Here is an 18,125-nt window from a genome sequence, read left to right on the forward strand (position 1 = left end):
CAACTTGATGACGAGAAGCCGAAAAAAGACCAAAAAAAAGCCCCTTAGATAAGGGGCTTTTCTCGAAACACTAAACAAGGATTACTTGATTTTTGCTTCTTTGTAGATAACGTGCTGACGAATAACTGGATCAAATTTTTTGATTTCCATTTTTTCTGGCATGTTACGCTTGTTTTTTTCAGTTGTGTAGAAGTGACCAGTTTTAGCTGTAGAAACTAATTTGATCTTCTCACGATTACCTTTAGCTTTAGCCATGATCTATTACACCTTCTCGCCACGGGCACGAAGTTCAGCAACAACAACTTCAATACCTTTCTTATCGATCAGACGGATACCTTTAGTAGATACACGTAACTGTACGAAACGTTTTTCTTCTTCTAACCAGAAACGGTGGTTTTGCAGGTTAGGTAAAAAACGACGACGGGTCGCGTTTTTTGCGTGCGAACGGTTGTTACCAACCATCGGCTTCTTGCCAGTAACTTGGCATACTCTTGACATGTCAGTCTTCTCCAAAAAACAATTTTAACGCTCGAGCATTAATGTGCCTCGTATGGCCGTCGCCCGAGGCACAAAGAGGGCGCATTTTATACACGATCATAGAGGTAAGATCAAGCGTTAGATTAATTAATCCAGCCTCGTTCCGCGAAGGAAACTATCTCTCGATCACCAACAACCATATGGTCCAGTAAGGATACGTCTATGGTTGCTAACGCATTTTTTAATCGCTCAGTTATTCGTCTGTCAGCCTGACTGGGCTCGGCAATACCAGACGGATGATTGTGACACACTATGACGGCAGCAGCCTTTTTCTCCAGCACTAGGCTCACCACTTCACGTGGATACACCGAAGCTGAATCTATTGTTCCGCGGAATAATTCGACGAATTGAATCACTCTATGCTGGCTATCCAGCAGCAAAATTGCGAACACTTCATAGGAGCGGTCAGCTAATTGTCTCATTAAATAATCCCGAGTTAAATCGGGATTTGTCAAAACCTGACCTCTCTGCAGGTTTTCTTGTGCCACACGCCTCGCTAATTCAGCCGCGGCTTGAAGCTGGGCGTATTTTACAGGTCCCACGCCCGGAAGTCGACACACCTGATGCTTTGGTGCGCAAAGTAAGCTTCTTAATCCACCAAATTCATGGATCAATGAGCGTGCAAGGTCGACCGCATTCAATCCACTCAACCCATTTCGCAGTAAAACGGCCAGTAATTCTGCATCCGAGAGATGGGCGGCGCCTTTTACTAATAATTTATCCCGCGGGCCTTCGCCCTCGGGCCAATCCTTAATCGCCATACGACCTCCCTGTCAGCGCGAATTTTTACTTTAAACAAGTATGGACGAGATTTTTTGAACTGGGACAGTCACGCCAATTAGTCGCTTTGTGGTATGGTTGGCAACATTATTTCAATCTCGGATAATGTCTGTGAGCCTGATAACGAAAAACGTCCTACTGGGTATTGGTGGCGGCATTGCGGCCTACAAAAGTGCGGATTTAGTGCGCCGCTTAAAAGAACGCGGCTTTGATGTGCGAGTGGTGATGAGCCAGAGCGCCATGGAATTTATTACCCCACTCACTCTGCAAGCCTTATCAGGCCATCCCGTGGCATCAAGCTTACTCGATCCCGCTGCCGAAGCGGCAATGGGTCATATCGAGCTGGCGCGCTGGGCGGATTTAGTAATTATCGCCCCTGCCACCGCGAATTTGCTGGCACGTATCAATGCGGGCATGGCGGATGAGCTTATCACCACCACTTGCCTTGCGACCGAAGCGCCGATAGCCCTGTGCCCCGCGATGAATCAGCAGATGTATCGCAATGCGGCCACTCAAGCCAATTTAGCGAGTTTACAAGGCCGCGGTTATACCCTGTGGGGCCCCGCCAGCGGCAGCCAAGCCTGCGGCGAAGTAGGCCCTGGCCGAATGCTCGAACCGCTTGAGATTGCCGAGCTGGCAACAGACTTTTTTGCAACAAAAGATGTCTCCTCACAGCCCCTAGCAGGCCAGTCGGTGCTCATTACCGCAGGGCCAACCCGCGAAGCAATTGATCCAGTGCGTTATATCTCTAATCACAGCTCAGGCAAGATGGGATTCGCCTTAGCGAAAGCCGCCGCCGAGATGGGCGCCGCTGTGACCTTGGTCGCAGGACCCGTAAATTTAGCCACGCCTGAAGGGGTGACGCGAATCAATGTTGAATCGGCGCAAAACATGCTAGATGCTGTGATGGATAATGTTGATAAAAAAGATATTTTTATCGGCTGCGCGGCGGTTGCCGACTATCGTGTCAGCGATATTGCGGACTGTAAGATCAAAAAGTCCGCCGAAGAAATGCAACTTGCGCTGGTGAGGAATCCTGATATCTTAGCGACGGTCGCAAGCTTGGCAACCCGTCCTTTTGTGGTGGGATTTGCCGCCGAAACCCATGATGTAGAAGCCTACGCCCGCGATAAACTCAAACGCAAAAATTTGAATATGATCGCCGCAAACGATGTATCCGTTGCTGGTCTTGGCTTTAATGCCGATGCCAATGCCCTGCGTGTATTCTGGCCGCAGGGTAGTCAAGATTTGCCTGCCACCGATAAGCTCACGTTGGCTCGGCAATTACTTTCGTTGATAGTGAAAGAAAAAACAAAATAAATGAAAACACCGATTGAATTAAAGATCCTCGATTCCCGTATTGGCTCTGAATTTCCCCTACCCGCCTACGCCACACTAGGCAGCGCGGGAATGGATCTTCGTGCCATGATAGATACCACAATGACGATAGCCCCGGGTGAGACTCAGTTAATCCCGACTGGCATCGCCATCCACGTGGCAGACCCAGGCCTTGCCGCCGTGATCCTGCCCCGTTCAGGCCTTGGCCATAAACACGGTATCGTACTCGGAAATCTGGTTGGGCTTATCGATTCAGATTATCAAGGTCCCTTGATGGTCTCTTGCTGGAACCGCAGCGATACCCCATTTACTTTAGAAATTGGTGATCGTCTCGCACAACTCGTGTTTGTTCCTGTGGTACAAGCACAATTCAAACTCGTTGATGAGTTCGACAGCTCAGATCGTGGTGAAGGTGGATTTGGCCATTCTGGCACTAAATAACCGCATCGATATTGAGCAAGGATACTGCAATGGCTGTAAGCCCAAAAATTAATCGTCGTGAACACATACTGCAATGCCTAGCGCAAATGCTAGAAACCAGCCCAGGACAGCGTATTACCACCGCTAAACTCGCCTCTGAGGTCGGAGTATCGGAAGCGGCACTCTATCGCCACTTTCCGAGTAAGGCGCGGATGTTTGAAGGGTTAATTGAGTTTATTGAAGAGTCATTACTCTCCCGCATCAACATCATCATGGACGATGAAAAAGACACCATGAGACGTTGCCAATTAGTGTTACAGCTGCTGTTGATTTTCGCCGAGCGCAACCCAGGGATCTCTCGGGTACTCAATGGCGATGCACTCTTAGGTGAAAACGAACGTCTACGCAGTCGTATCAGCACCCTATTTGCCAAAATTGAAACCCAACTCAAGCAAATCCTGCGGGAAAAAACCCTGCGTGAAGGTAAAGGCTTTAATTTAGATGAGGCTATTTTAGCTAATTTGCTGTTAGCCTTCGCCGAAGGGCGAATTGCCCAATTTGTGCGCAGTGAGTTTAAACTCAAACCGACACAGCACTTCGATGAACAGTGGCGCTTTATTCAGCATCAGCTGTTACAAAGCTAATGATTTTTCAATACAAAGGACGGTAATCACCGTCCTTTCTTTTATCCCCTACTCCTTGTATCGGTATTTCTTTTGTTTTAATCTCGAGTAAACATTTACAAAACAAAAACCACAATAATATTACAAGGATGTCAGATGAAATCTTTGCCATTTGCTGCATTGGCCGTAATTTGCTTGCCTATTATGCCTTTCAGCACATTAGCGGCCGAAACCTCGGCGACAAATGCCCTGTCACAATCCCAATTATTCAGTCGCGCTAACGAGTACTCTAACGTCAAAATCTCGCCTACCGGCAAATACTTAAGTGCAATCACCAGTGTCGAAGGCAAGAATGTCCTCTTAGTACTCGATGCACAAACCAAAAAACTGCTTAACGCAATTCGCTTCCCGAGCAACGCGCAGGTAGGCACCTATGAATGGGCTAATAGCGAACGTATTGTACTGGCAAAAGAATATCTTAAGGGCTGGACCGATGTACCCCAATACTACGGCGAATTAATGGCGGTCAACGCCGATGGTTCCCGCAAGGCGTACCTATTCGGCTATAACAGCGGCGAGCAACAAACCGGCTCGAATATCAAGAAAAACACCCCAATGCGCGCCACCGCCTTTATTCTCGATCCTCTGCCTGATGACGAGCGTTATATGCTGGTCAATGCGATTCCTTGGAATAATGAATCGAACTTAAACTTTGAACTGCTGCAGGATGTCTACCGCGTAGATCTATTTAACGGCACACGTAAGCGGATTACAGGCTCTCCCATTGGCCAAGCACGCTTTATGACAGACCATGAGGGTGAAGTCCGCTTTGTGGCTGGGGAAGATGGCAAAAACATTACTAAAGTCTTTTACCGCAAAGATGGCGAATGGGTAAACACCGACAAACTCAACCTTGGCTTAAGTGATTTTACGCCTATCTCCTTCGCCGATAATAAAAATAGCATTTATGCCGCAGGCCGCGTGGGTAATGAAACCTTAGGTGTTTATCGCATCAATCTCGAAACAGGCGATAAAGCGGAAATTATTCAAGATGAAGTGGTCGATCCGAGCAACTTCTGGATCAATGGCACTAACAAACAGCTCTATGCCGTTGAGTTTGAAAATGGCTATCCAAGCTATGCCTTTGTCGATAACAATGATAACCATGCCAAACTGCTTAAGGATTTACTCGCGGCCCTGCCGGGGCATCAAGTGCAAATCGTCAGCGAAACCCGTAATGGCGAACAATTGGTGGTGATTGCATTTAACGATCGCAATCCCGGTGATTACTATTTGTTTGATACGAAAAAGCTCAAGCTAGAGTATCTAGCCGCCGCCCGTAAATGGCTCGACCCAGAAAAAATGGCTGAGGTTAAACCTATTAGTTTCACCAACCGCGATGGCCAGAAAATCCATGGCTACTTAACCTTACCCAATGGAAAAGAAGCCAAAAATTTACCTCTGGTCGTCAATCCCCATGGTGGCCCCCATGGCATTCGTGACTGGTGGGGGTTTGACCCACAAAACCAACTACTTGCTCAAAATGGTATGGCGGTGTTGCAGGTTAACTTCCGTGGCTCAGGTGGTTATGGCGAGCGCTTCGAGCAAGCTGGCTATCAAAAATGGGGCTCGGATATTCAGCACGATATTATCGATGCCACTCAATATGTGATTAACCAAGGCCTTGCCGATAAGGAACGGGTGTGTATCGCAGGCGGTAGCTTTGGCGGCTATAGCGCCTTGCAAAGTGCGGTATTAGCACCCGATATGTTTAAATGCGCGGTTGGGTTTGCCGGTGTGTATGATCTGGAATTGATGTTTGATGAAGGTGACGTCGCCAGAACACGTTCAGGCACAAGCTATCTTAAGGACGTACTTGGCCAAGATAAAGCCATCCTAAAAGCCATGTCTCCCTCTGAGAACGTTGCCAAATTAAAAGCGAACCTCTTACTGGTGCACGGTGGTGACGATGAGCGAGCGCCGATTGAGCAGCTTGAATCACTCGAAAAAGCCCTCAAGGCCCATAATTATCCCTATCAAAAACTGGTGATGGATAACGAAGGCCATGGTTTTTATGATGATAGCCATAGAGCCAAGTATTACGATCAGATGCTGAGCTTCTTAAAAACCAACCTGAAACTTTAGTACTCACTAAAATAACTAGGGCGTGTTGACGTTTCGAGATTAAATTTTGTTCGTTCTGGCAATCACGTGCTCGCGAAACGAGGAATGATGTGTAGTTATTCTACTCAAATGACGAGTGACAAAGAGCAAGGGCTTGCCAGACGAACCCTTCGGGCAGCATTTGGCTGGCTTTTCTGCCGCGTTATCGTCCGTTTATGTAGAATAACTACACTGCACGGACTTTGCCTTGCATACAAGCCAGCCACATTGCTGCAAAAATAACCCTGAAACGTCGACACGCCCTATTCTCTTCATCAAGATAATGATGTTTTAGCGCCTCAAGGAGCCGATAATCGATAAGGACTATCGGCTTTTTCATCTTCAGCGTGAGCGTTTTTTGGTATGAATTATCCGCAATTCGCGCTATTCTCCCCCACCTTGTTCTTACCCAGATAAGAACCAGTCGATTTGTACCTGAGTTCACCCATTGTACAAACTCAGTTTAGGGTGCTAGGTTTTCAGTGATAGCCGCTACTGCAGTAGTGGAGGATAAGATGGCATTAAGTGAAGCAGCAGTAAAAGTACAAGCCGCCCTACAAGAACGCGGACTTGAAACCCCCATGCTCCCCAATGTGTTTACGCCTGAAGAGCGTAAGGACAAGATTGAATTCCATATGAAGGAAATCCTGACGCTAATGTCACTGGATCTTTCCGATGACAGTCTTGCCGATACTCCACGCCGCATCGCCAAAATGTATGTCGACGAGATTTTCTCTGGCTTAGATTATGAGAACTTCCCGAAGATCACTGTCATTGATAACAAAATGGGCTTCGATGAGATGGTGCGCGTGCAGGACATCAGCCTGACCAGTACCTGTGAGCATCACTTAGTCACTATCGATGGCACAGCGACAATCGCTTATATCCCACGTAAAAAAATTATCGGTTTATCAAAGATTAACCGCATAGTACGTTTCTTCTCCCAGCGTCCACAGGTGCAAGAGCGTTTAACTCAGCAAGTGTTAGTTGCCTTGCAAACGCTGCTCGAAACCAAAGACGTGGCCGTAAAAATGGATGCGGTGCATTACTGCGTCAAATCCCGCGGCGTGATGGACTCCACCAGCTCCACCACGACCACCGCCCTAGGGGGCATTTTTAAATCTAACCCCGCCACCCGTGCCGAGTTTTTAAATCAATCCAAATAAGCTGTTAGATTTAATCATTGCATAAAAAAACGCTGCCATTCTTGATGAATCGCAGCGTTTTTGTTTTAGCGGTTTATAACCCGCTTAAGCCTTATTAGGCCTCGATGCCATACTGCTCACGGTACTGGCTTACCGCTGCCAGTTGCGCTTCCATACCTGGTTTTTCTGATAGATAGCTGATCAGATCCGCAAGTTTGATGATCGCCACAATACCGCAGCCAAAATCACGCTCAACCTCTTGGATGGCCGATAGTTCGCCCTTGCCCTTCTCTTGTCTATCCAGCGCGATTAATACGCCTGCTAGCTGCGCCTGATGGGCCTCGATGATTTCCATCGACTCACGAATCGCCGTACCTGCGGTGATCACATCGTCCACCAGCATCACACGACCTTTAAGCTCGCTACCGACTAAGCTGCCGCCTTCACCGTGATCTTTTTTCTCTTTACGGTTAAAGCAGTAGGGAATATCGATATCGTGGTGTTCGCACAAGGCCACCGCAGTTGTGGTCGCAATCGGAATACCTTTGTAGGCAGGGCCAAACAACAGATCGTACTCTATGCCTGAATCCACTAACGCCGCCGCATAAAAACGTCCTAAACGCGCAAGGTCTCGTCCAGTATTGAATAAACCCGCATTAAAGAAATAAGGACTGATACGGCCCGATTTAAGGGTAAACTCACCGAATCGCAGTACCTGACGCTCTAGGGCAAATTCAATAAACTCACGTTGATAGGCTTTCACAATCTCTCCTTACGACTTTAACGTTCTATTTTTATTGGGTTATAGCAATATTGATTTAATAAAAAGCCCCATAACGGGGCTTCTTATCAACAACAATTAATTCAATGCGGCTTTCTGCACATCGACGATTTCACGAATACTGTTTTTGGCTAAGCCAAGCAGCTCGATCAATTCTTCATGGCTAAACGGCTCACCTTCGGCCGTGCCTTGAATTTCAATAATCTTACCGGTTTCCGTCATGACTACGTTCATATCGGTTTCGGCCGCGCTGTCTTCCACATATTCGAGATCGCTAATAGCTTCACCGTTGTAGATACCTACGCTGACCGCAGCAATCAAAAACTTCAGCGGGTTAGACTTGATGATGCCCTTACCACGGGCCCAGTTCAGTGCATCCACAAGAGCCACACAAGCACCAGTGATAGATGCGGTGCGAGTACCGCCATCGGCTTGGATCACATCGCAATCGATAACGATAGTGTTTTCACCAAGGGCTTTCATATCGACGCAAGCACGCAGTGCACGACCAATCAGACGCTGGATCTCTTGAGTACGACCAGATTGCTTGCCGCGAGCCGCTTCACGGTCCATACGGCTGTGGGTTGAACGTGGCAACATACCGTATTCCGCCGTCACCCAGCCTTGTCCCTGACCTTTAAGGAAACGCGGCACACCCTCAGTAAAACTGGCGGTACAAAGTACTTTGGTTTCACCAAACTCCACCAACACAGAACCTTCGGCGTGGGCCGTAAACTGGCGAGTGATAGTGATGGGACGTGTTTGTGCTGGCGTTCTGTTACTTGGACGCATGCGAGATTCCTGTATTCTGAGTCATTGACCGATTTTGGCTGCATATTATAGGGATTTGTGCCTGAGGATGCCATGCCTAGGGCAATTCTCTGGCAAACTCCGCCATTTACAACTCAAGCTTCCCCTTCGCAGTATACTGTATGCCTTTAATCCTAAAGCCATTGACTCTATAATCGCCTATCAATATGACGATTCAACCATCAGGACAATCCCATGATCCAAAGCATGACAGCCTACGCTCGCATCGAGCACAAAGCACAATGGGGCACTGCCTCTTGGGAAATTCGCTCAGTCAATCAGCGTTATCTCGAAACTTACCTACGTCTGCCAGAACAATTCCGCAGCTTCGAACCCGTACTGCGCGATCGCCTGCGTAAACGCTTAAGCCGCGGTAAAGTCGAGGTCAATTTACGCTACGAGTTAGCCGACAACAGCAATAACGAACTCAAATTAAACCAAGGGTTAGCTAAGCAGTTGCTCGACGCTGCCAGCTGGTTAAAACAAGAAGCCGGCCAAGGCGAAGTCAGCCTAACTGATATTTTGCGCTGGCCAGGCGTGCTCTCAAGCTCAGAGCAAGATATGGATGCCATTGGTGCCGAGCTATTAACGGCTTTCGATTTAGCGATAGACCAGTTTATCGAAGCCCGTGGCCGCGAAGGTGCAGCGATTAAAGACATGCTGTTAAGCCGTTTAGAAGGCGTCGAAGAACAAATCGCTATCGTGCGCGAGCACATGCCTAAAGTGATGGAATATCAGCGCGATAAACTCACTAATCGCCTCGCTGAGATCAAAGGTGAACTCGACCCCGCCCGCATCGAGCAAGAGATGATCCTATTAGCACAAAAACAAGATGTGGCCGAAGAGATGGACAGACTCGAAGCCCATGTTACCGAAGCGCGCCGCATCCTCAAAAAAGGTGGCAGCGAAGGCCGTCGCTTAGATTTTATGATGCAGGAATTTAACCGCGAATCTAACACCCTCGCCTCAAAATCCATCAGCACCGAAATCACCGCCGCTGCCGTCGAACTCAAAGTGCTTATCGAACAAATGCGCGAGCAGATCCAGAACGTGGAATGATTTCCCCTTGTTTACCAAAGCGTTAAAATATCCATCAAAGCCCTGATTCAACAGGGCTTTGATTTTCATCCCGGCCTTGTACGTTTCAATCTCTTTCGCCCAAGCGGTGAGTTAACTGGGAATTATGCCTCACTATACTTGTATCAAATAATGAGTATTTGGAGTTTATGTGGCATCTATGGTAGCAAAGCAGGTGGGCGCACTTGCAAAATCATTAAAAACGAAATTGAACAGCTCATCACAATATTGATTGTTTATGACGCTTACCTTTGTGCAGGATAACGCGGCGAGCATCCGCATCGATAACGAGATGATACCAATGTAAGCGACACTTTACGTCGTTTAATATTTATTTTGATAACATTTTTTAAAGACAAAAAAAATAATAAACCACCAAGAAAAAAGAGCTAAGCGCACCAATAACTACAGGGTAAATTAGATAAGCATCTTGTGCTCTTGCTGCACGCATAAAGCATAAATTGGTAAGAAAGTAGTTATAAATAAAAAGCATAACCGAAATTAAAACGCCATTAATGAAGTTCAACGTTTCGATATTAATAGCAACAATAATGAGCAAAAACCAATTCAAAAGGATAAGATAGAGAAATATTTTTTGTAACTTATCTGAGCCATTGCGTTTAAAAGAGCCTGTCATTGCATACCCTATATTTTGGCTCGCAATTTAATCGCGTCAATTAAGCTCTGGACATCGCTATTATTTCCGTTAATCCAGCGAGCCCCTATAAATGTTAAATGACCTTTTATTAACTGCACTCTAGTGACTTCACATAGGATTCGATGCAGTTCAAGCTCGACATAGAACTTCATACCTATTGGTAATGATTTACTGCATAAAAAACCTACACCGCCAATACTAATGTCTTTAATATTCGCAGTGTCGACTTCCGTAAAGACAAGCCATCGAGTTGTTGATAAGTTCACAGTCAAGCCATCACACGCAAAAGCCAGTGGAACTCTTTTATCGTATCGTAAACTTAATCTCGGATGGGTTCTTCGGTTATCAAACTCAATGACTTGATACTCAAGTTCAGAGTCAACTGCACTCTCAGAATGTACAAATTCTTCATGCATATTCATATGTCGTACCTAACCAGTGACTAGAAGTAGCATATTAATTAGTTGCATTTTTTTGCATTATTTCATCAATTGATATGCCATTTTTTGCACTTTCATTAGGTGCTCCTATCATTCCCCGTAATAGTTGCTCCGCTGAAGAGGTTAAAATGAGTGCTTCAATTCGACGATTAGCTGCCGCGGCTGTATCCGTAATAATATAAGGTATCTGATCTGCCATTCCCGTAACTTGGATAACCTGATCCCGTTTAACGCCGCCACGCTCAAGTACTCTTCGAGCTAAGAGCGCTCTTTGACTTGATAATTCCCAATTAGTAAATAAACTTCCTGCATAAGGTGTTGAATCTGTATGCCCTGAAATTACCATACTATTAGTTATATTTTTTAAAATGGGCCCTAAAGATAAAAGTAACTCTTCAAAATAAGGCTGCATCTGCGCACTACCACGAGTAAACATAAATTGATCAACATTATCATGGATCAGAATACGAATCCCCTGAGGAACAACAGTAACTGTAATATTATCTGCCATGCTCGAGTTTTGTACGACACGATTTAACTGTCTTGCTAAAACAGTTAGTTGCTCTTTAGTATCAAATTGCCCTGAGATTAATCCCCCATCTTCATTTCCTACCGTATTTTCCGCCCTATTTGAAGGATTAGAAGGTACTACAGAAGGAGCGATAGACATATTGCCTTCCAAGTCAATAATTGAAGAGGATTGGCTCAGCTCGAATGGATTAATTGGTCCTGTTTGATTCATATCGCCGCGCAAATACTGCACAATCATAGTTCGCTCTTTTTGATCGGCAATTTGCATAATCCACAGCACCATAAAAAGTGCCATCATCGCGAGGGTAAAGTCAGCAAAAGCAACCTTCCAAGCACCTCCATGCCCATGATTACGCTTACCACGCTTTTGACGCTTGATAATAATCGGCTCATTTTTATGGAGCATTAGCTTTTCTGCTCCTCCATCCAGCGCTCTAATTCAAGAAATGAGGGGCGATTCTCGCTTTGTATTTGCTTACGCCCCGCATCAATAGCCATCATAGGAGGCTTACCTTTTGAAAAGGTAACTAAAATAGCCGCAATACAACGTAGCTGTGCAGATTTTCGGTCTACCAAATGCTCTAATGCTTTCGCCATAGGGTCAAAAAAGCAATAACATGCAAAAATACCGATAAATGTCCCCACTAAAGCTGCAGCGACCTTCACGCCAATCATCGTAATTGGACCATCGATATTTGACATAGTGATAATAATACCAAGCACAGCCGCTAAAATACCAAAACCCGGCATAGCTTCACCGACTTTACTAAATGCTTCAGATGGACGTAGTCTATCCTCTTCTATTCGATGAATTTCTTCCTCTAAAATATGCTCTAAGTCATGAGGAGATATCTTTCCAATAGATTGTACGCGTAAGTTGTCGATTAAAAACTGCAAAACATTAGGGTGCTTTAATACCGCGGGGTACATTAAAAAAATTGAACTCTGCTGTGGATTTTCCAAATGTTCATCGAGAACTTTTAATCCCTGAGACTGGATCTGAGCCATCAATGTCCCCATCAATGGAAACAACTGAGGATATAGCTCTGGGTCTTCTTTTCCTTTATTAAATAGCTCTTTCAGTTGTTCCAGCATTTCTTTTAATACTGATTGTGGATTTGCAATAATCAGAGCACCGACACCCGCCCCCATGATGATTAAAATTTCAGCAGGCTGCCACAATGCGGACAATGCACCGCCAGCCCAAGCGTATCCACCGAAAACTGAAGCTAATATTATTAATAGCCCAACTAGTTTACTCATTACAATCGTCTCACTTCTAACCTTAGCGCTGTAATATTATCTTTAACTGTGAAATTGCTGACTTATGCAACTGGCAAATACGTGTCTCAGTTAACCCTAATACCAAAGCAATTTCTTTTAAATTCAGCTCATGATGATAGTAAAGCGACAGAATTAACTGTTCTCTTGCATTTAATTTTGAAATAATTTTGACCAAAGTCTGCTTTAGCAGCAATTGTTCAACATTATTTGCTCTATCAATAGGATGTTCGCCTGCAGATAACAGATCATCTAAACTTTTCATCGATTCCGCTTGTATGGAATATAAGCATTCTCGGTAATCTTCAGCACTCAAACCTAAAGCACTAGCGACCTCAATATCGCTTGGTTCACGCCCCATTTCACGAGACAACCGTCTCACCACGTCATTCAGTTCATGCGCTTGTTGCCTAACAGGCCGAGGACGCCAATCCAACCTCCTTAGTTCATCCAATATAGCGCCACGTATACGTTGCCCAGCAAAGGAAATAAAACCGTTATCCCGCTCTCCTGGATATCGCCTCAATGATTCGAGCAACGCCATCATTCCTATCTGCTCCATATCCTCAAGCGATAACATAACTCCACAATGGCTACGCATCTGTGAGACTATACGTTTGACAAGAGGCAGATATTGTCGAATAACTCTCTGCTCTGATTGACGTTCCTCTACTAAAGAATCACATGCCTGTTTATATGCGAGTTGGCCAGTCGTCATATTGACCCCTATTGGATCACCATACGGGTAAAAAGCACTTCATCAATATCTGACGGCATTTTGTTATCCGAGAGTACTTTCACCATCAAAATAAGGGCTTCAGCTTGTAAATCGTCAAGTTGATCCAAATGATTCAACTGCTCAAATGTTTTACGTGAGAACATTTTCATCATTGTATTACGGATAAGAGGGTCAGCCTCAACCAACACAGTTTTCATATCTGGGTTATGACTTTTCAGCGACATTTCAAGCAGCATGTAATGGGGGTATCTATCCCCAGGAATCGATATTACAAACTTTTCTAATGGATAAAACTTTGCCACAGGCACAGGTTCAACTTCGGGTTCAGATGCAAAAAATTCTGCTAGCTTCCAATCTCCACTACTTGTCCCAACCCAAAATGCACCTGCGGTCGAACTAATGAGCACAAGTAACGCTAAAATGATCTTTATTAAACGAGATTTTAAAATTGCCATTAAACGACTCCGGCACTTAAGCCAATAAATCTAAATGAGATTTCTCACTCGTCACTACATCGGCTACATTGTCCGTTGCAGTTTCAGCCGCTATCGACGAGGAGAGTAATGCAGTTTCCTGCTGGTGCTGTGGCGACCCACCTTGGCCAATATCAACATCAATTTGACCGCCATGATCCATTGCTAAATCTACTCTCAAGCGATCTAAACCATTGAGCAATGCATCGCGAATCGCTGGGTTTACCGCATGCATTTGTACCTGTAAACGATCACCTTCTAAACGAATATTGAGCTCAATCTTGCCGAGTTCTGGCGGATCTAACCTCAATTCGGCCTTCTTAATATGTTGGTCAACTTGAAAACGAAGGTGCTCCCTTAGGGGAGTCAGGATCTCTTGAGATTGCTGCACCAAAGAAGCCATGGGAGAGAGCGATACGGGTCCCCATTGAGTTATACTGGTAGGCTGCGAGCCAGTAACCTGCTGAACTCCAATTGCATTAACATCTTTTGCTTCATGCCCCCTGAGCTCAGCTAACACACGCTGAAACACTGACGAATCAGATTTCAAATGTTCAAGATTCCCAGAGAAAGTGGCCAACGTTGCATCCTGCGTAAATACGCTACTCATTTTCAAGGGTTCGCCACTCATACCAACTGGCGGCGTACTACGTCCCGCAAGCGCCATAGATGAAGTCATCTCGGGGCTAAATACTGTTCCTCTTCGCTCTGTAACTGAAAGCCCAATTAAAGAGACCGGAGTTCGACCAACGATATCCGCTTGAACAGTTTCAGTAGGGAAAATCACAGCAGCAAACGGTGCGGACGTAGTCTGTGTAAGGAGGCTGTTCTGAGGTGTGGCGGCTAAGCCATCTTCAATAATAGGTACCGAGTTAATATCAGTATTTATCAGTGAAGGAGGTAACCCTGATACAACAGGATCTGTTACAGAGGTCGCAGGAACTATTACCGGCATAATCGGAGCAGTAATAGTTGCAAAAGGTTCAGAGTCCGATAAGTTGCTATTAATATATTGATGCAAAAAAATAACAGCTTCATTGTCTAGAGCTTGCTCTGTACCAGAATTCCATATCGCACTCTCCATAGGAATTGATTCCGCAGGCAATCCTATCGGTAACGCCAACAAGGTGAATGACTCAGATTTGTCTTGGTCAACTGCACTCACCACCTTAGTTGTCAAGTTGGTATTTGTGCCCGCAGGACGAATTGAAAGTAAATCAGAGATCATCCACAGCTCCACTCACTTGAGTTAATTGGTAGGCGGCCAAACCTGGTTGTTGCAACTTAAATCGGCCCATTTCTACGGCTAATTCATCACGAGCCAAGATTAACTCTTGGAGCACTTGATAATGAACCCGCTCTAATTCAGCCCGGGCAGCTCTCTGCTCAATATCATGAGTCTTACCCGCCTGTTGCAGTGCTTTAATCAACGCGATATTCACTTTTCGAACACTGTCCCAGTCCCGAGCATCAGCATATTGACGTAGGGCACTCGCATAACGCGCCCATTGCTTAGTTGAGATTTGCCCATCCCTCTCTGACATTAGTAATCACCTGAGTAATAGGAACCAGAGCTTCTGCACTATTTTCGACACTGGCACTCACCAGTTGTCGGCTACAAAAGTCATATAAACGATGCAAACTGATAGCAACCTCACCGCCATTCTCCAGATCCAGCATTGAATCCAATCCATGAACGATATTGAGGCATTTATGAATACTCACCCCTTTTGCCTCGAAACGCTGATATTCCATATGCCCCGTTGCTCGTTCTAATTCTTCTAACAAACCATCGAGCAGCATTCGCACCATATCGTGAGGTGTTGCTGCAGCAACTTGAGCATCTAAAGCGGTTTGCTTATAAGCATTAAATGGATCGTATTCATTTAACATTGATAAGTACTTCCTATGAGAACAACTGACTTGCAGAGTTGAATTGATTAATGGTGGACTCCATTGCCGTAAATTGAGCCAAATAGATTTGATACTTTTGGTTCATTTGGTAATCATGACGCGCCATACTGTCATTAACGCTTTTTATCTGTTTATTTAACGCTTCCTGCTTTTGATCAATATAGCCATTGAACTGTGTAAAAGGTTTTAGAATCTTTTCAATGCTTTTAATATAACTGTCGGGTCCCGAAAACATAGCTTCGACTTTTTCAGGCTCTCCTTTAAAACTATCGGTCAGCTTTGTGTCATCAATTTTAAGTTTTCCATCTCGTCCTACCTCAATCCCAATATCAGATAAACGCATGCCATTTGCAGCAGTGGCAAAGAGTGAATCACGTAGTCGAGACTGTAGTAAGCGGATGGAAGTGTCCCCTTTCAGCACGCCTATTTGCGCTTCACTGACAGCAGTCGTTTTATCTTCTTTATCTTTATCGGAAGAACTAGAGTCAGTATCTTTAACCCCCATGGAACGGGTTAATTGATTGATTTGTGTCATTATTGAATTAAATGAATCGACAAAATCCTTAACCGCTTTCTTGTTCGCTTCAAAATCATCAGTGACTTTAATTGCGCTACTTTCGCCAGCCGAATGAACCTTGATTAACTCAAGGCTCACACCATCGACCACATTCTCTAAGTAATTACTACTGCTGGTAATATTGATACCGTTTAACGTGAGTTCAGCGTCTTGAGCAACCCGACGTTCTGTCATCCCCCAGTCAGCACCGTTAAACTCAATCTTAATTTGATTTGCAGCACCTGATTCCTTAGAGGACAACATAAATTCGATTTGATTTCCCGTGCGAACGAGAGATGCTTGCACACCAGGATTTCCCACTTGTTTGTTGATTGCATCACGTAATTGGGATACTGAAATTGCAGCACCGCCATTGACCGTTGCTAAATCAATTTCCATATGTTTAGTTGGATCACTGCCAACTTGAATACTGATCACACCAGATGTTGGTAGCAGTTCATTTTCAGATGAATAGGTTTTCGTTAACTGATGTGCTTGTGCAAGCTTATGCACAGTTAAATCATAGCTCCCCTTAGGGGCATCTGGTTTAACTGTTGCAGTCGCATTTTCGCCAGTCACTGTGGCAATTTTTCCTTTTGCTGCATCGCCCCCAATTCCATTTAACTTAGTGGCCATTTTCTTTATATTATTTTCGAGCAGCGTATAAGCATCTAACTGTGTTTTACTTGCAGTTAGTTTGCCTTTGTAAAGTGAATCTTTGCCAGCGCGGTCAGCACCAATCAACTGTTGAGCAAATTGAGCCGCATTCATACCTGATATCATAACTACCTCCAACAAATTGATTAGCAAAACATATGCCAAAACCAAGACATTGTTTTTAAAGCTGATTAAATGGGTAAGCTCGCTAAAAATTACAACTCACTTCCGTAATTAAGCGTCAATCGGAAAGCTGCCTTCCACTACATTGACTAAACCTCTACCTCTGCATCATCAGATTGACCAATATGGATGATTTAACGAATAAAAAATGCCAGTCAGCTTAACTCACTGGCATAAATGCTAGATCTACAACCTTAAATGGCTGATGTGGATAGGGTTAGATTAACGAAGCAGCCCCATCACTAAACCAGTATTCTGGTTAGCAGAAGACAAGACAGTCGTACCAGCTTGAACAAGCAGTTGGTTACGCGTCATATTCGCTGATTCAACCGCAAAATCCGCATCCATAATACGGCCTGCTGCAGCTTTAGTGTTTTCAGTGACGCTGGCTAAGTTCGCCGCGGTATGGCCAAGACGGTTAATGTTAGCACCTAGGGTTGAACGAGCCGTGCCAACAGCCTTAATGTATGCATCAACATCTGTTATTGCCGCTGTCGCTTTAGCTGCATCCTTTAAGTCTCCGCCTACCGCTGTAGGTTTAGCACTTGTTACCGTTAATGTTTCTGTCGTCCCAGAACCAATTTGAAATTGGACGCCAGCCTCTAACTTAGTAAATAAATCATTACCTGCATAAGTTGTATTAGTCATGATACGAGCAGACTCTTTAATCAGCTCTTGGAACTCATCATCCAAGGCTTTCAAATCATCAGCAGAGTTCACACCGTTGGCCGCTTGAGTCGCCAGTTCTTTCTGACGGTTGGCGATTGTCGTTAACTCTTCTAGCGCACCGTCAGCCGTTTGCAACATTGACGTCGCATCCGAGATATTACGTGACGCTGTTTCCATGCCTTTTACGTTTGCGCTCATACGATTAGCAATTTGTAAACCGGCGGCATCATCAGAGGCACTATTGATGCGTAAACCCGTGGATAGACGCTCCATCGCATTCGTTAGTAGGTTGTTGCTTTTGTTTACCGCACCTTGTGCAACAATTGATGCGTAATTAGTGTGAACACCTA

Annotated in this window: 22 protein-coding genes; 6 read left to right on the plus strand and 16 right to left on the minus strand. The window is 45.0% G+C overall.

The features are described from left to right. Positions 1-81: 81 nt before the first annotated feature. The 3 genes from rpmG to radC form a co-directional block, all read right to left on the minus strand. Complete coding sequence (gene rpmG / locus CBX96_RS19805) at positions 82-255, minus strand: 50S ribosomal protein L33 (RefSeq protein WP_006079871.1); 174 nt, start codon at positions 253-255, stop codon at positions 82-84. A gap of 6 nt (positions 256-261) precedes the next feature. Then, positions 262-498: a 50S ribosomal protein L28 gene (gene rpmB, locus CBX96_RS19810; RefSeq protein ID WP_006079870.1), complete on the minus strand. Its 237-nt coding sequence runs from the start codon at positions 496-498 to the stop codon at positions 262-264. A gap of 122 nt (positions 499-620) precedes the next feature. Then, positions 621-1,298, minus strand: a complete 678-nt coding sequence (gene radC / locus CBX96_RS19815) for a DNA repair protein RadC (protein ID WP_011624904.1) — start codon at positions 1,296-1,298, stop codon at positions 621-623. Between the two features lie 121 nt (positions 1,299-1,419). Here radC and coaBC point away from each other — a divergent pair, with 121 nt between their 5' ends. From coaBC to folE, 5 genes are all read left to right on the plus strand, one after another. Beyond that, positions 1,420-2,637: a bifunctional phosphopantothenoylcysteine decarboxylase/phosphopantothenate--cysteine ligase CoaBC gene (gene coaBC / locus CBX96_RS19820; protein WP_109287836.1), complete on the plus strand. Its 1,218-nt coding sequence runs from the start codon at positions 1,420-1,422 to the stop codon at positions 2,635-2,637. Then, positions 2,638-3,096: a dUTP diphosphatase gene (dut, locus tag CBX96_RS19825; protein WP_109287821.1), complete on the plus strand. Its 459-nt coding sequence runs from the start codon at positions 2,638-2,640 to the stop codon at positions 3,094-3,096. A gap of 29 nt (positions 3,097-3,125) precedes the next feature. Continuing rightward, on the plus strand, positions 3,126-3,719 hold the full coding sequence (gene slmA, locus CBX96_RS19830) for a nucleoid occlusion factor SlmA (protein ID WP_011624325.1): 594 nt from the start codon (positions 3,126-3,128) through the stop codon (positions 3,717-3,719). A gap of 135 nt (positions 3,720-3,854) precedes the next feature. Continuing rightward, on the plus strand, positions 3,855-5,843 hold the full coding sequence (locus tag CBX96_RS19835; RefSeq protein WP_109287822.1) for a S9 family peptidase: 1,989 nt from the start codon (positions 3,855-3,857) through the stop codon (positions 5,841-5,843). A gap of 533 nt (positions 5,844-6,376) precedes the next feature. Continuing rightward, a complete protein-coding gene (gene folE, locus CBX96_RS19845; RefSeq protein WP_011624327.1) occupies positions 6,377-7,027 on the plus strand; it encodes a GTP cyclohydrolase I FolE in 651 nt (216 codons plus the stop codon). Positions 7,028-7,121: 94 nt separating this feature from the next. Here folE and pyrE read toward each other — a convergent pair whose 3' ends face one another. Both pyrE and rph read right to left on the minus strand, forming a co-directional pair. Beyond that, positions 7,122-7,769: an orotate phosphoribosyltransferase gene (gene pyrE, locus CBX96_RS19850; RefSeq protein WP_011624328.1), complete on the minus strand. Its 648-nt coding sequence runs from the start codon at positions 7,767-7,769 to the stop codon at positions 7,122-7,124. Between the two features lie 96 nt (positions 7,770-7,865). Next, a complete protein-coding gene (gene rph / locus CBX96_RS19855; protein ID WP_011624329.1) occupies positions 7,866-8,579 on the minus strand; it encodes a ribonuclease PH in 714 nt (237 codons plus the stop codon). A 213-nt stretch (positions 8,580-8,792) separates the two neighbouring features. Here rph and CBX96_RS19860 point away from each other — a divergent pair, with 213 nt between their 5' ends. Further along, positions 8,793-9,656 carry a YicC/YloC family endoribonuclease gene (locus CBX96_RS19860; RefSeq protein ID WP_109287823.1) on the plus strand — a complete coding sequence of 288 codons (864 nt, stop codon included), beginning with the start codon at positions 8,793-8,795 and terminating at the stop codon, positions 9,654-9,656. 367 nt (positions 9,657-10,023) lie between these two features. On the opposite strand, the gene CBX96_RS19865 is transcribed toward CBX96_RS19860, so the two are convergent. From CBX96_RS19865 to CBX96_RS19915, 11 genes are all read right to left on the minus strand, one after another. Beyond that, positions 10,024-10,311 (minus strand): hypothetical protein, encoded by a 288-nt coding sequence (locus tag CBX96_RS19865; protein WP_109287824.1) that lies wholly within the window; start codon positions 10,309-10,311, stop codon positions 10,024-10,026. Between the two features lie 8 nt (positions 10,312-10,319). Beyond that, positions 10,320-10,754, minus strand: a complete 435-nt coding sequence (locus CBX96_RS19870) for a pilus assembly protein PilZ (RefSeq protein ID WP_109287825.1) — start codon at positions 10,752-10,754, stop codon at positions 10,320-10,322. A gap of 34 nt (positions 10,755-10,788) precedes the next feature. After that, positions 10,789-11,709: a flagellar motor protein MotB gene (locus CBX96_RS19875; protein ID WP_109287826.1), complete on the minus strand. Its 921-nt coding sequence runs from the start codon at positions 11,707-11,709 to the stop codon at positions 10,789-10,791. Continuing rightward, the gene (motA, locus tag CBX96_RS19880; RefSeq protein WP_109287827.1) at positions 11,709-12,566 is read right to left on the minus strand and encodes a flagellar motor stator protein MotA; all 858 of its coding nucleotides are present in this window, start codon (positions 12,564-12,566) and stop codon (positions 11,709-11,711) included. Before motA ends, CBX96_RS19875 begins: the two co-directional genes overlap by 1 nt. 22 nt (positions 12,567-12,588) lie before the next feature. Further along, positions 12,589-13,302 carry an RNA polymerase sigma factor FliA gene (locus tag CBX96_RS19885; protein WP_109287828.1) on the minus strand — a complete coding sequence of 238 codons (714 nt, stop codon included), beginning with the start codon at positions 13,300-13,302 and terminating at the stop codon, positions 12,589-12,591. Between the two features lie 8 nt (positions 13,303-13,310). Next, positions 13,311-13,778, minus strand: a complete 468-nt coding sequence (gene fliL, locus CBX96_RS19890) for a flagellar basal body-associated protein FliL (RefSeq protein WP_109287829.1) — start codon at positions 13,776-13,778, stop codon at positions 13,311-13,313. A gap of 16 nt (positions 13,779-13,794) precedes the next feature. Beyond that, a complete protein-coding gene (locus tag CBX96_RS19895) occupies positions 13,795-15,024 on the minus strand; it encodes a flagellar hook-length control protein FliK (protein WP_109287830.1) in 1,230 nt (409 codons plus the stop codon). Then, on the minus strand, positions 15,014-15,340 hold the full coding sequence (locus CBX96_RS19900) for a hypothetical protein (RefSeq protein WP_109287831.1): 327 nt from the start codon (positions 15,338-15,340) through the stop codon (positions 15,014-15,016). Before CBX96_RS19900 ends, CBX96_RS19895 begins: the two co-directional genes overlap by 11 nt. Continuing rightward, complete coding sequence (fliS, locus tag CBX96_RS19905; RefSeq protein WP_109287832.1) at positions 15,309-15,689, minus strand: flagellar export chaperone FliS; 381 nt, start codon at positions 15,687-15,689, stop codon at positions 15,309-15,311. Before fliS ends, CBX96_RS19900 begins: the two co-directional genes overlap by 32 nt. Positions 15,690-15,702: 13 nt before the next feature. After that, on the minus strand, positions 15,703-17,049 hold the full coding sequence (gene fliD, locus CBX96_RS19910) for a flagellar filament capping protein FliD (protein WP_109287833.1): 1,347 nt from the start codon (positions 17,047-17,049) through the stop codon (positions 15,703-15,705). Between the two features lie 279 nt (positions 17,050-17,328). Then, positions 17,329-18,125 (minus strand): flagellin (locus CBX96_RS19915; protein ID WP_109287837.1); only part of this gene is annotated, 797 nt, incomplete at its 5' end.

This window comes from Shewanella sp. BC20, from assembly GCF_003129585.1.
GTDB lineage: Bacteria > Pseudomonadota > Gammaproteobacteria > Enterobacterales > Shewanellaceae > Shewanella > Shewanella seohaensis.